Annotated in this window: 13 protein-coding genes; 5 read left to right on the forward strand and 8 right to left on the reverse strand. The window is 40.0% G+C overall.

All coding sequences use genetic code 11. The features are described 5' to 3' along the window. Nucleotides 1-93 precede the first annotated feature (93 nt). On the forward strand, nt 94-492 hold the full coding sequence (locus tag AY601_RS06380; RefSeq protein ID WP_068398098.1) for a hypothetical protein: 399 nt from the start codon (nt 94-96) through the stop codon (nt 490-492). A gap of 268 nt (nt 493-760) precedes the next feature. Here the strand turns inward: AY601_RS06380 and AY601_RS06385 are convergent, their stop codons facing one another. The 5 genes from AY601_RS06385 to AY601_RS06405 form a co-directional block, all read right to left on the reverse strand. Continuing rightward, on the reverse strand, nt 761-1,705 hold the full coding sequence (locus AY601_RS06385) for a ketopantoate reductase family protein (RefSeq protein WP_068398100.1): 945 nt from the start codon (nt 1,703-1,705) through the stop codon (nt 761-763). Between the two features lie 21 nt (nt 1,706-1,726). After that, nucleotides 1,727-2,992, reverse strand: coding sequence for a NupC/NupG family nucleoside CNT transporter (locus AY601_RS06390; protein WP_068398103.1), 1,266 nt, complete (start codon nt 2,990-2,992; stop codon nt 1,727-1,729). A 67-nt stretch (nt 2,993-3,059) separates the two neighbouring features. Beyond that, nucleotides 3,060-3,677 carry a bifunctional nuclease family protein gene (locus AY601_RS06395; protein ID WP_068398106.1) on the reverse strand — a complete coding sequence of 206 codons (618 nt, stop codon included), beginning with the start codon at nt 3,675-3,677 and terminating at the stop codon, nt 3,060-3,062. Between the two features lie 47 nt (nt 3,678-3,724). Then, the gene (locus AY601_RS06400) at nt 3,725-4,696 is read right to left on the reverse strand and encodes an electron transfer flavoprotein subunit alpha/FixB family protein (protein ID WP_068398109.1); all 972 of its coding nucleotides are present in this window, start codon (nt 4,694-4,696) and stop codon (nt 3,725-3,727) included. A gap of 44 nt (nt 4,697-4,740) precedes the next feature. Next, nucleotides 4,741-5,478 (reverse strand): electron transfer flavoprotein subunit beta/FixA family protein, encoded by a 738-nt coding sequence (locus tag AY601_RS06405; protein WP_068398112.1) that lies wholly within the window; start codon nt 5,476-5,478, stop codon nt 4,741-4,743. Between the two features lie 164 nt (nt 5,479-5,642). Here AY601_RS06405 and AY601_RS06410 point away from each other — a divergent pair, with 164 nt between their 5' ends. Both AY601_RS06410 and chrA read left to right on the forward strand, forming a co-directional pair. After that, a complete protein-coding gene (locus tag AY601_RS06410; protein WP_335340590.1) occupies nt 5,643-5,942 on the forward strand; it encodes a tetratricopeptide repeat protein in 300 nt (99 codons plus the stop codon). An 8-nt stretch (nt 5,943-5,950) separates the two neighbouring features. Continuing rightward, entirely contained in the window at nt 5,951-7,150 is a 1,200-nt protein-coding gene (gene chrA / locus AY601_RS06415; protein WP_157287753.1) for a chromate efflux transporter, read from the forward strand. A 41-nt stretch (nt 7,151-7,191) separates the two neighbouring features. On the opposite strand, the gene dnaB is transcribed toward chrA, so the two are convergent. Continuing rightward, a complete protein-coding gene (gene dnaB / locus AY601_RS06420) occupies nt 7,192-8,769 on the reverse strand; it encodes a replicative DNA helicase (RefSeq protein ID WP_068398123.1) in 1,578 nt (525 codons plus the stop codon). Between the two features lie 263 nt (nt 8,770-9,032). On the opposite strand from dnaB, the gene rlmB reads away from it, so the two are divergent. Then, entirely contained in the window at nt 9,033-9,803 is a 771-nt protein-coding gene (gene rlmB / locus AY601_RS06425; RefSeq protein WP_068398125.1) for a 23S rRNA (guanosine(2251)-2'-O)-methyltransferase RlmB, read from the forward strand. Nucleotides 9,804-9,823: 20 nt separating this feature from the next. Here rlmB and AY601_RS06430 read toward each other — a convergent pair whose 3' ends face one another. Next, nucleotides 9,824-10,915, reverse strand: coding sequence for a mannose-1-phosphate guanylyltransferase (locus tag AY601_RS06430; RefSeq protein ID WP_068398128.1), 1,092 nt, complete (start codon nt 10,913-10,915; stop codon nt 9,824-9,826). A 12-nt stretch (nt 10,916-10,927) separates the two neighbouring features. Then, complete coding sequence (locus AY601_RS06435; protein WP_068398132.1) at nt 10,928-11,893, reverse strand: KpsF/GutQ family sugar-phosphate isomerase; 966 nt, start codon at nt 11,891-11,893, stop codon at nt 10,928-10,930. A gap of 88 nt (nt 11,894-11,981) precedes the next feature. Between AY601_RS06435 and recQ the strand changes: the two genes are divergently transcribed. Then, nucleotides 11,982-14,171 carry a DNA helicase RecQ gene (gene recQ / locus AY601_RS06440; protein ID WP_068398135.1) on the forward strand — a complete coding sequence of 730 codons (2,190 nt, stop codon included), beginning with the start codon at nt 11,982-11,984 and terminating at the stop codon, nt 14,169-14,171. Nucleotides 14,172-14,175 lie beyond the last annotated feature (4 nt).

The raw sequence follows: 14,175 nt of genomic DNA on the forward strand, positions 1-14,175 counted from the left end.
TATGGCAAATCGCCAGCATGTTGGTGAAGGTAGGTTTAATTAATCAATAAAATGCTAAGTTTGCAACCCTAACGCGCATGTCAATTTTAACCAATGAATTTATTAGAAGCAAGAGTACTATGGAGTTATGATTATGAACTGGAATCAAAAACAGGAATCAACAATATTGCTGCCCAGTTTACAGGTGTTCCTCCAGTACATGATCATACTGGGGTTTTATTCTTAACAGAACAAGGACTATGGGTTCGGGGCGATGATCAGGACATAGATTTGAAAATCTCATTAGCAGATATAGCAGAAGTTTATATCGGCTTTGATCAAAGCTACCAGCGTAATTTTGTAAAAAACCTGGGTTTGTTATGCCAGCCGCTTAGAATTGTGACCAATGATGGGATTTCGAAAAAGACGATCTACCTGATTCTGGATCATAATTATTTTGGTTGTGCCAAGAACCTGACCCTATTTGATCTGCTGCAGGAAATGTTAGCATAAAAGGAAGAGATTTCCGGTTGAATCTCTTCCTTTTGAATCTCATCACCGTTTGGGCGACAAAAAATAGCTAAGTTTGCAATTCTTCAAAAATAACTATGGCAGATTTCTTTAAAAAGAACGGAGTTAAAATCATTTCAATTTTATTGCTCATTCTTATCCTTGGTGATGCATGGCTTTTATTAACCAAAGGCTTTTCATCTACCGTACTTTCTGGTTTAATAGGTTGCTCACTAACATTATTTGGTCTGAATTATTTCAAAAATAAAAGCTAAACCAGCATTCCATTTTTGATTTCATTATAAATGTCAGTGGTTTCCGGAACAGGGATGCCAAGCTGTTTTCCGTAGGCAATAATTGCCCCGGCAAAGAGTTCAAGTTCCGTGTTTTCTTTTCCTGATTGTACATCCAGTTGCAAAGAAGTCGGTGTTTGGAAAGGGAAGGAGGCTGCTTTCTGAAAAGTCTGTTCAATAATGTCTTCAGGAAGATCAATTTCTTTTCTGACTGCGATTGCCTGTATTTCCTGCATTACCGCTAAAGCCCTCTGGTGTAATTCTTCTTCTTCATTAACCTGTCCTATAGATTTATTGTACCTGGCAGAAACCAATCCAAAACTTGCAATAAAGAAGTATTTTGACCAGATAGCCGGAAATGAATCCTCCTTATAGTCGATATCGATTGAAGCATTCTTAAACAGGTCAACAATGCCCTGAGGATCGAATTCCGGATGTTCAGGATCTTTCCCTGCAATGATTTTACCAGGATTTCCTTTGTGCTCAACAATCCCTTTTTCTTTAATATGTGAGGCTACATAAACGCAGGAAGGCAGAACAATTCCATTGGTAATTATTTTTCGTATTCTTTCATAAATATCAACCCCATTCATCAGCGGAAGAATGACAGTATCATTTTTAATTTTATCTTTTAATTGATTACAGATATTCTCCAGATCATATTCTTTTACACAGATTACAAATACATCGGTATGGCCTAGTTCAGCTACAGTTTTAAAAATTTGATCTGGTCTGGCAATAGGATCTTCATGTGCTTCAGAAAGCAGGGTAAGACCATTTTCTTTAACAATTTCGTAGGTTTTTTCGCGGGCAATAAAAGTAACGTTGATTGCGCTGTCTGCAGTATATTTCTGAGCTAATTTAAACCCGAAATAACCACCAACACCACCTAGTCCAATTATAGCAAATTCTGTTGTTTTCATTTTTTGTTAAAATCAGTAAGATTACATTAATACACCTGCAATAGAAGCAGAAAGATAAGAAGCTAATGTTCCGCACATTAACGCTTTTAAGCCTAGTTTAGCTAAGTCTGCACGACGTTCTGGCGCAAGCTCTCCAATTCCACCAATCTGCATACCAACGCTGCTGAAGTTTGCAAAACCGCAAATAGCAATACTGATAATCAATATGCCTTTTTCAGTCACAATCGGAACGGCTTTAGTGGTCAGGTTTTTGAACGCAAGAAACTCATTTACAGTTAGTTTTTGACCAAGTAAAGTCGCAGCATTGCTAACATCCACATCTGGAATGCCCATTGACCAGGCAAATGGATAGAAAAGTCTGCCAAAAATCCAGTCCAGCGATAAATTAAAGTTTGGATTGAAAAGGTGTCCGATATTAATTAAAGTATAATCCACTAAAGCGATTAAGGCAATAAAGCCGATTAACATCGCGATTACGTTCATAGCTATTTTAAAACCTTCTCCTGCACCATGCGAAATCGCATCAATCAGGTTTGTATATTCACTTTTAACTTCCAGCTTTACTTTACCCATCGTTTGTGAAACCTCTGTTTCAGGAAAAACGATCTTAGAAATAATCAATGCTCCCGGAGCAGCCATTAAACTGGCCATAATTAGTTTCGGGGCAAGGTTCATTCCGGCCTGGGCACCCATGTTGGCATAAACGATCAGGATACCACCAGCAATACAGGCTAAACTACCGCTCATAGAAGCCAGCAGTTCACTTTTTGTCATTCCTTTAAGATAAGGTTTGATCATCACCTGAGCTTCAACCTGGCCAACAAAAGCACTGGCTACGTTACTCAGGGCTTCAGCGCCACTCACACGCATAATAAAGTTCATTCCTTTGGCAATGACAGATACAATACGCTGCATGATACCAAAATGGTAAAATATAGCGACCAGCACGCAAACCAGGATAATTGTGGCCGTTACATTAAAGGCGAAAATGAAACTTTCAGGGGCGGCATAGGCATGTGTTTTACCATCAAAACCAATCACAGCAACACCACCATAAACGAAATCAACACCTACTTTAGCGAATTGCTCGATTTTCTGCATTCCTTTACCAAGAAACTCAAAGAAGTGTTGAACGGGGGCAACTCTCAATACAAGAATTGCAATGACTATCTGGAGCGTAAGCCCACTTGCTACAAGTCTAAAATTAATCTTCTTCTTGTTATTAGAACAAAGATAAGCTAGGCCCAGTATAAAAATGACGCCAATTACTCCGTGAAAACGCTCCATAAAAAATATTCAAATAAAAAAAATTGGGTAGAAAAAATAAAGATGTGTATAAACTTGCAAATAATAACTATTGGGATGAATTTCTTTTGTTGAGTTCATCTCTGATACGGGCCGCTTTTTCATAGGCCTCCTCAGCAATAGCTTCCTGAAGTTTTTGATTAAGCTCCTCCACACTAAGACTTCCAAAGCCAGTTCCGGGAATTGAAGTATCAATATCGTCCTGTCCTTGTTCCTTGTTCAGGTTATCCATGTTTTCGAGAAAAACAAAGTCGTTACCTTCAATAACGATACCTGCAGAGGATAAAATAAATTCGTAGGTGTAAATTGATGAGTTGAAACGAACAGCCAGTGCTATTGCATCTGATGTCCTGGCATCGATTTCTTCTGTTCTTTCACCGTCTGTACAGATCAGCTTAGCGAAGAAGACACCATCTACAAGATTGTAGATTAGGATTTCTTTGATCTCAATTTTATAAGTCTGCGCAAATGTTTTGAATAGATCATGCGTCAACGGCCTGCTTGGGGTCATTTTTTCAATCTCAATTGCAATAGCCTGAGCTTCGAATGCACCTATGATGATAGGCAAACGTCTTCTGCCGTTTACTTCTCCAAGTACCAGTGCGTAGGCTCCGGATTGGGTTTGGCTATAGGATAAGCCAACAATATCTAGTTTTACTTTTTTCATATTTATGAATATCCGGCGGAAACTTTCATCTCCGCCTGATATTAATATTAAGCTTGATGTGCTTTTAGAGCCTCAATTAATTTAGGAACAACCTCAAAGGCATCTCCAACGATTCCATAATCAGCAACTTTAAAGAAAGGAGCTTCCGGATCTTTATTGATGACTACAATTACTTTAGAAGAACTTACTCCGGCTAAATGCTGGATAGCTCCTGATATACCTATAGCAATATACAAATTTGGACTGATTGCAATACCTGTCTGACCAACGTGTTCTGAGTGTGGTCTCCAGTCTGCATCCGAAACTGGTTTGGAGCAAGCCGTAGCCGCACCTAATAATCCAGCCAATTCTTCGATCATACCCCAGTTTTCAGGTCCTTTAAGGCCTCTTCCTGCAGAAACAACCAATTCAGCATCAGGTAAAGAAACTTTATCAGTAGCTCTCACGATTTCTTTAACTATTGCAGTAAGATCGGTAGGCTGAACAGCAGGAGAGAAGGCTTCGATTGATGCCGTAACTGCTGATTCCTTCACGCCAAAAGCGTTCGGGTTCAACGCGATTACTTTATTTGCTGAAACCAGCTCAGTAACAGCAAATGCTTTTCCGGAGAAAGCGCCTTTTTTAACCAGGAACTTACCGCCATCTAATTGTGGAAGCTCAATCGCACCATCAACTAAACCTGCTTTTAATTTAACAGCTACACGTGGAGCAAGGCCTTTTCCTGAAAAGGAGTTAGAAAGCACGACAATTTCAGCACCTTCTTTCTGAGCAGCTTCTGCGATTACTGCAGCATAAGCCTGGTTCACGAAATTCTTTAATTCTGCGCTGGCTACATTTAATACTTTGGCAGCACCATATTTACCTAATTCTTGTAATTCGTTATCTGCAACGTTACCGATAGATACAGCGGTAAGGCTAGTCCCTGTTTTATCTGCGATGGCTTTTGCATAAGAAACCGCTTCAAATACGGATTTCTTAAACTTACCTTCGACTTGTTCTACATATACTAAAACTGACATATTTTTTCGCTTAGATTTTTATAATTAATTTTTTAAAACAGACCTTAGATTACTTTAGCTTCGGTATGCAGCAGGCTGATCAGGTTAGCTGCTTCTTCTGCCGGGATTAATTTAACGGTTCCGCGTGCAGGAGGAGTTTCAAACTGTACTACTTTAATTACTTCTTCGATTGGCTGTGCCGCAACTACAACTAATGGTTTTGACCTTGCTGACATAATACCTCTCATGGTTGGGATCGTTGGGGCCGCTACGCCTTCAGCACAGCTGGCTACAAATTTACCCGTTACGGTTACGACCTCTTTACCACCTTCAATTTCTCTTTCAAGAGTTGCAGTAGTTCCATCGTAGTCTAATTTTTTGATAATAGAAACAGATGGGATATCTAAAAATCCACCAACCATCGCAGCTACCTGCGCGCCGTTATAATCAATTGATTCACGACCGGTAAGGATCATGTCAAAATTACCTTCTTTAGCATATTCAGCGATTTGAAAAGCGGTGAAATAAGCATCACGCGGAGCTGCATCAATTCTGACAGCGTCATCAGCACCAATGGCCAATGCTTTTCTGATAGTTGGTTCAGTAGCACTTTCGCCAACGTTAATTACGGTTACTGTTCCTTTTCCGCCAGCACAAAGTTCAATCGCTCTTGACAATGCAATTTCATCATACGGATTCACGATAAACGTAACTCCCGCAGTATTGAATTGGGTATTATCATTAGTAAAAGTTATTTTTGTCGTTGTGTCGGGCACGTTACTGATACAAACTAATATTTTCATATGAATAAGTTGTTTTTTAAATTGATGAAGCCATTATTTAACTGTTATTGGTTTTTATCAGTGTCTAAATATAACGATTTCAAAAAAATGTCTTTTTGCAAATCTAATTAAAAAAGCAGGGATTTAAAATGCAAAGTACCCGATTAAACAAGTTATTATCTTTTTTGGCAACAGAACCGAATGATCCATTTATTCTGTATGCACTGGCAACAGAGTATAACTCCTTAAATGATACTGAACAAGCCTTTTATTATTATCATAAATTAGTAGAAGAACATCCGTCTTATGTTGGAACTTATTATCATTTAGGTAAATTATATCAAAAACAAGAGCAGACCGATAAGGCAGTTGAGATCTATCAGCTTGGCATGAAAAGGGCCAGAGAAAAGGGCGATGGACATGCTTTTTCAGAATTACAAGGGGCTTATAATATGGCAGCAGGCCTGGATTATGAAGACGATTAATGAAAGGGATGGAAAAACGACAACTCCTGTTTGTTAAAGATGTCTTTCTTTTTACTTTTACAGCATTCGGTGGTGCTCAGGCACATATCTCGTTGCTGTTAAAGTATTTTGTTAAGCAAACTCATTATATCTCGGAAGAAGACTTACTGGAATTGAATGCGCTGGCCCAGATATTACCAGGACCTGCTTCTACACAAACGCTGGTTGGAATAGGGCATAAGGTTGGTGGGTTAAAACTAGCCCTCATCACCTTTCTGATCTGGATTATTCCCTCGGCAGCGGTAATGACTTTTGCAGCGATCAGTTTTGCGCAACTTGACCATAAAGTACAGTTTGTATTGATCTTAAAGTACATTCAGCCTATTGCGCTTGGGATAGTGGCCTTTGGCGCATACACACTCTCCAGGAAAGTCCTGATTACACAGACGGCTGTTTTTTTAGCTATTTCTGCTGTTATTGTGACATTGGTATTAAGAAATGCGTATGTTTTTCCGCTGGCTATCCTGGTTGGAGGAATGATTTCTTCTGCTTTGGAAACCCCAAAAGAAGAAAGTGAGATCAGGGTAAAGCTATTTGCAAACATTAACCCGAAAAAGTTAGCTTATTTTTTCGGTGTATTGCTTTTCCTTGCGGCTTTAGGCGCAATAATTAACCGGACCTCTCCGTTTAGTTTGCCAATCAGGCTGTTTGAAAATTTTTACCGTAACGGGATCTTTATTTTTGGTGGCGGACAAGTATTAGTTCCGCTGATGTTTACGGAATTTGTACAAATGAAGCATTATCTGGGCTCTTCTGAATTCCTGTCGGGTTTTGCTTTACAGCAAGCTTTGCCGGGCCCGACCTTCTCTTTTACGAGTTATCTGGGCGCAATCAGCATGAAGAATTTTGGTTACGGTATCTATGGACAAATGATGGGCGGAATAGTAGGGGTTCTGGGCATTAACCTTCCCGGATTGATTCTGGTGCTTTTTATCGTTCCATTTTGGGAAGATTTGAAAAAAATAACCAGGATCAAACATTCTTTGTCTGGCATCAATGCAGTAAGTGTAGGCTTTATTATTGCAGCATTTGTGTTACTCGTGAAGCCAGTTGGCTTTGATGTACTATCGATTGTCATTATTGCGGTTACTTTCCTGATCCTTAATTTTACCAGGATCAGTCCTCCGCTGATTGTATTGGCAGGAATATTACTGGGCTACTTTATGTAGCCCGGTAATCAATTATATTTTAGAGGTAATCAATTCTATGTTTAGAAAGGTGCGTCGTCATCATTGAAATCATCCATACGGGATGGCTTGATAATTACATTCCCCGCCGGGCGGTCGAAATCGGCTGAAGGCAGCATACCTGCAGCAGGACTATCCATAGAGAATGAGTTTGGTGGCATGAAGTCTTCTTCAAGATCAGTGAATTTCACGTACTTACCAATAAATCTCAACGGTACAATACCGGTTTCACCATTCCTGTGTTTCGCGATAATAACCTCACCAACACCAGCCTGCGATCTTCCGCTCTCATCTTCAGTGATTCCATAATACTCCGGACGATAAAGGAAAAGTACCATATCCGCATCCTGCTCAATAGAGCCCGATTCCCTCAAATCGGATAAGAGCGGACGTTTACCATTTACTCCCGGTCTGGTCTCCACCGCACGGCTTAACTGCGAAAGGGCAAGTACCGGAACGTTTAATTCTTTAGCAACCGATTTCAGGGCTCTGGATATACTACCAATTTCCTGCTCACGGTTACCACCACCACTTTGTCCTTCTCCTTTACCATGCATCAACTGTAAATAATCGATGATGATCATCTGGATATCGTATTGTGATTTTAGCCTTCTGCATTTTGCTCTGAATTCAAAAATATTCAGGGCAGGGGTATCATCAATTAAAAGCGGGGCTTCTGTCAGCGTACCAATTTTACTGTGGAGCTGCTGCCATTCCCATTCCGCTAAATTCCCCTTACGGATTTTTTCCTGTTCAATCTCTGTTTCTCCGGATATTAAACGATTCACTAACTGTACAGAGGACATCTCCAGGGAGAATACCACAACAGGACGTTTAAAGTCAACAGCTGCATTTCTCGCACAGGTAAGTACGAAAGCGGTTTTACCCATCGCCGGACGTGCCGCGATAATCACTAAATCTGAAGGCTGCCATCCGCCGGTAATTCTGTCCAGCGCAGTAAATCCCGAAGGAACACCAGTTAAACCGTCAGATTTTGTTCTTAATTCTTCCAGCGTAGCCAGAGATTGTTTAATAATCTCGTCCATTTTCTGGGTATCCCTGCGCAGGTTGTTCTGAGCGATATCAAACAGCCCTTTCTCTGCGTTATCCAGCAGGTCAAATATATCAGTGGTATCTTCGTAAGCGTTTTGGATAATCTCTGATGAAATCCTGATCAGTTCACGCTGAATGTATTTTTGTGAAATAATACGGGCGTGATATTCAATGTTTGCTGCTGAAGCAACACGGTTAGTCAGATTGGTAATATAATAAGCACCACCAACCATTTCCAGCGTACCCAATGTTCTGAGTTCGGAGGTTACAGTTAAAATATCTACTGGTTTGGATTTCTGAAATAAGATAGCGATCGCCTCAAAGATCTTTTTGTGCGCTTCTGCATAAAAAACATCAGGCTTAAGGATATCAATAACGGTAGAAAGGGCATCTTTTTCAAGCATCAGTGCACCAAGCACTGCTTCTTCTAAATCTATAGCTTGAGGGGGTATTTTACCCATATTACTCATTGGGGCACCGACTCTGTTTTTTCTGGAAGAGGTAAAGTTCTGCCTGTCCTGACCTTGTGTTCCGTTATCCGTATTCATAGCCCCAAAAATAGCGAAAAATTTAGTCCTGTAAAGATTTCTTTATGAACATTCTGACACCTGAATATCATAGAATTTTGCGCAAGGAATAAAAATTCTGCTATTTACTAACAGAATATTGTTGATAAGGAGCTGTGTATCAGGTGTAAAACCGATATGATGTTTCATACAAGTTTCCTGACTGCCGAAGCCGCTGTAACCGATGAACATTCGATTCCTCAATTCTCATTATTTCAGCTATTTTTGCAGGTAAAATATAATCAATGGAAAACTTTAGAAGGTCACCCAGGCCTAAAGAAAATAACGAGTTTGTTTTCGGTATACGTGCTGTAATTGAAGCAATTAAAGCTGGTAAAGATATAGAAAGCATTTACATGCAACGCGGTCTTACAGGAGAAATCATTCCTGAGCTTAAGGGCTTGCTGAGAGATACTGATATCCCTGTACACAATGTTCCTGTAGAAAAGTTAAACAGGATGACACAAAAAAACCACCAGGGAGTGGTTGCTGTAATTTCTGCCATTACTTTTCAGAAAATAGAAGATATCATTCCTTTAATCTATGAAAAAGGAGAAGTTCCTTTAATCCTGATCCTGGATGGGATTACTGACGTAAGAAACATGGGGGCTATTGCAAGGACAGCAGCCTGTACAGGTGTACATGCCATTGTTGTTCCGGCAAAAAACTCTGCACAAATTAATGCAGATGCAATTAAAACCTCTGCGGGTGCATTATTTACGATCCCGGTATGCCGTCAGCAAAATTTACACAAAACTGCCTTATTCCTGCAAGAATGTGGTTTACAGATTGTGGCTTGTACCGAAAAAACAAATGATTTGATTTATGCACCAGATTATACTGCCCCAACAGCAATTGTAATGGGAGCGGAGGACGAGGGGATATCAAATGATATTATGCGTATGGCAAACCATTTAGCGAAGATCCCTATGTTTGGAGAGATCGGTTCACTAAATGTTTCGGTTTCTACCGGCGTTATTCTGTACGAAGCGATCAGACAGCGCGGTACGAATTAAGAACCTGTTATTTACAGGTTCTAGATAAATTTCTGTCCAAAATTAGACTTTACATCTGCTACGATTTGTTTCACGCTCTGTTCTTCAGATCTGGGACAAATCAACAGTGTATTGTTCGATTCCACTACAATATAGTCATGTAAGCCCTGCAGGATAACCAGTTTGTCCTCAGGTACATTGACCATACAGTTTGACGAGTTGAACATCATCACCTGCTCAGAAGGGATCACTGCATTACCCACATAATCTTTCTCTGCCATCTCATAAATAGAAGCCCATGTCCCAAGGTCTGACCACCCGAAATCGGTAGGCAGCACATAAACATTATCAGCTTTTTCCATAATGGCGAAGTCAATCGAAATATTGGTGCATTGCAAATATGCATTGCCAATAAAGGCTTTCTCTTCTGGTGTATTGTATAAAGAGGCACCCAGGTGGAAAATATCATACATATCTGGCAGATGTTTACTGAAAGCGTCATTGATTGCTTTGGCCGACCAGATAAAAATACCTGCGTTCCATAAGAAATCACCACTTTGTAAAAATGACTTTGCCAGTTCCAGATTAGGTTTCTCTGTGAATATTTTTACTTTATTGATTTGCGGATCTGTAGGTAAGGTGGTTTCTACATATTGTATGTAACCATAACCTGTATCAGGGCGGCTCGGCTTGATCCCTAAAGTGATCAGGCAGTCGTTTTCCTTAGCAGCTTTTAAAGACTGCTCTATAGCTGCTATAAAGGCGTCAAGATTGGATATGGTGTGATCTGATGGAGCAACAACAATAGTCGCATCCGGATTAATCTCAGCAATCTTCATAGAGCCATAAGCAATACAAGGCGCTGTATTTCTCATAATAGGTTCTGCAAGGATTTGATTATCCGGAAGGTCAGGAAGCTGCGATTTTACCTTATCTATATAAATTTCATTGGTTACAATGAAAATGTTTTCGGGCGGACATATTTTTAAAAAGCGATCATATGTACTTTGAATAAGCGTTTTCCCTATACCAAAAAAATCGATAAACTGTTTCGGATGTTCGATTCTGCTTACAGGCCAAAAACGGCTGCCAACGCCACCGGCCATAATTAGGGCGTAATTATCTTTGTTCATATTAGGATTAAACTATAATAAACCTTCATGCAGAAGGTCGTGCAAATGTACAATACCAAAATAACCATTGGCATCGGTAATTAATAATTGTGTAATATTAGATTGTCTGATCAATTCGAACGCGGTTACTGCTAAAGTGTCTTTATCTATCATTTTAGGTTTGCTATTCATAATGTCTTTTGCTGTCAGGCCGGTAAGGTCTGCATATTTTTCCAGCATTCTTCTGATATCACCGTCTGTAATGATACCAATTATTTGGCTACCATCAACAACAACAACAGCACCTAAACGGTTTTTACTAATTGCAATTATGACATCTTTTACAGCTGCGTCAGCTAAAATACTCGGTTTAGCATTGCGTTCTGCCAGATCAGAGACTTTAAGGTACAGTTTTTTTCCTAAAGACCCTCCCGGATGGAAGCGGGCAAAATCCTGTGCACTGAATTCTCTGGCCAAAAGCAAGCTTACTGCAAGCGCATCTCCCATAGCCAGTTGTGCAGTTGTACTTGTAGTAGGCGCCAGATTATTAGGACAAGCTTCTTTTTCAACAGTGGTATTGAGAATCAGATCTGCTTGTCTGGCCAGCTCAGATTCGAGTTGTCCGACCATCCCGATCAGTAAAGCTCCGCACTGCTTTAGCAAGGGCGCGAGGACCTTGATTTCGGGGGTATTTCCGCTCTTGGAAATGCAGATTACAATGTCTGTTTTCTGTATCATCCCGAGGTCTCCATGCACCGCATCTGAAGCATGCATATAACTCGATGGCGTGCCTGTAGAATTTAAAGTAGCGACAATTTTCTGCGCAATAATGGCGCTTTTACCGATTCCTGTAACAATTACACGCCCGTTTCCGGCTATAATCCGCTCCACAATCGCTGCAAAATCGTCATTTATATGTTTTACGAGCCCAAGTATAGCCTGCGCTTCCGCTTGTAAAGTGTTGATCCCCGCTGTGATAATAGATTTTTTACTTTTCAAAGAGAAATATTTAGTATATTGATGCTTTAATTGGTGCAAAATTATGTTATTTTGAATCAAAAATAGCACTGAATATTTTATACACAAAATGGATGTGAAAAAGTCGTTGTTTGACAACTTACAAACCTTTTTTGGTTTCGACAATTTTAAGGGGGATCAGGAATCAATTATTACCAATGTTCTTGAGCGGAAAAATACCTTTGTAATTATGCCAACGGGTGGGGGGAAATCTATCTGTTACCAATTACCAGCTTTAATGTCAGAAGGTACTGCCATCGTGATATCGCCGCTTATTGCGCTGATGAAAAATCAGGTGGATCAGTTGAGGGCTTTTGGTGGAAGTGACAGTATTGCACACTTTCTGAATTCTTCTTTAAATAAATCGGAAATAGCCCAGGTAAAAAGCGATTTGTTAAGTGGTCAGACTAAATTATTATACGTAGCCCCGGAATCATTATCCAAGCCGGATAATATCGAATTTCTGAAGCTTATTACGATCTCTTTTGTTGCGGTTGATGAAGCCCATTGTATTTCAGAATGGGGACATGATTTTCGTCCGGAGTACCGGAGGATCCGCCAGGTGATCAGCGGCCTGGGACCAGACATCCCGATTATTGCATTAACTGCAACGGCAACACCGAAGGTGCAGCAGGATATTATTAAGAACTTGCAGATGGCCGACGCTACCTTGTTTAAGTCCTCGTTTAACAGACCCAACTTATTTTATGAAATACGCCCTAAAAGGGATGTAATCAAAGAAATCATCAGGTACATTAAATACAATACAGGTAAATCCGGTATTATTTACTGCCTGAGCAGAAAAAAGGTGGAAGAAGTTGCTGAAGCATTAAACCTGAATGGCATCAAGGCATTGCCTTACCATGCCGGATTAGAACCTAAAGTCAGAGCCGATACGCAAGACAAATTCCTGATGGAAGATGTGGAGGTTATTGTGGCTACCATCGCTTTCGGGATGGGAATTGACAAACCTGATGTTCGTTTCGTAATTCACCATGATATTCCTAAAAGTATGGAAGGTTATTACCAGGAAACTGGAAGAGCCGGACGTGATGGCGGAGAAGGTGTTTGTATTGCATTTTACGCACAGAAAGATGTAGACAAGCTGGCTAAATTCATGAAAGATAAGCCGGTGGCTGAGCGTGAAATTGGTACACAAATCTTAAAAGAGGTTATTGACTACGCGGAATCAGGTGTGTGCCGCAGAAAGCAGATCCTGCATTATTTCGGAGAAAACTTCAACGAGACAGGCTGTAACTGTATGTGTGATAACTGTAAAAAACCTAAAACGTATTTTGAAGCCGAAGAGCACTTAAAGGTTGCACTGACGCTGATTAAAAATATCGGGGAGAAGTTTGACGATGCACATATCCTTTGTGTTTTATTAGGAATGGAGACCGCGCAGACTATCGCTTATGAGCATAGTAAACTGCAGGAGTTTGGACTGGGTAAAGTAGAAGGTGAAAATCTTTGGAAATCTTTAATCAGACAGGCCGTATTGAATAACTTTTTATCAAAAGATATTGATAACTATGGTTTATTAAGACTGACCAATTCGGGAAATGACTTCATCAAAAACCCATACAGTCTTAAATTCATTCTGAATGTACCTATCGAAAGTTCGGCAGATGACGATGAAGATGATGTAAAACATGGTAGTGGAACGCTGGATACGCAATTGCTTCAATTGCTGAAAGATCTGAGAAAAAAGATCGCGAAACAGAAAAATGTTCCTCCTTTCGTCGTTTTCCAGGACCCTTCACTCGAAGAAATGTGTACGCATTATCCGATTGCTATGGATGAACTGAAACAGATTTCGGGTGTCGGAAATGGCAAGGCTATGAAGTTTGGTACGCCTTTCCTTGAACTGATCAAAAAATATGTGACAGACAATGACATTGAGCGTCCTATAGATTTAATTATTAAAACACAGGCAAATAAATCACAATTAAAGGTTTCCATTATACAAAATGTAGACAGACAGATTGGACTGGAAGATATTGCCAAATCTAAAGGGATCACTTATAGTGAAATCCTGAAAGAAATAGAAGCGATTGTGAACTCCGGAACTAAGCTGAACCTGAACTACTTTGTAGATGAAATGCTGGATGACGATCGCCAGGACGAAGTATTTGATTACTTCCGTGCGGCTGAGAATGATTCAATTGATGAAGCTTTGAAAGATTTGGGTGAAACGGATTATACGCGTGAAGAGATACAATTAATGAGAATCAAGTTCATGTCAGAACTTGGAAATTAAAGCT

This window comes from Pedobacter cryoconitis (genome assembly GCF_001590605.1).
In the GTDB taxonomy this organism is placed as follows: domain Bacteria; phylum Bacteroidota; class Bacteroidia; order Sphingobacteriales; family Sphingobacteriaceae; genus Pedobacter; species Pedobacter cryoconitis_A.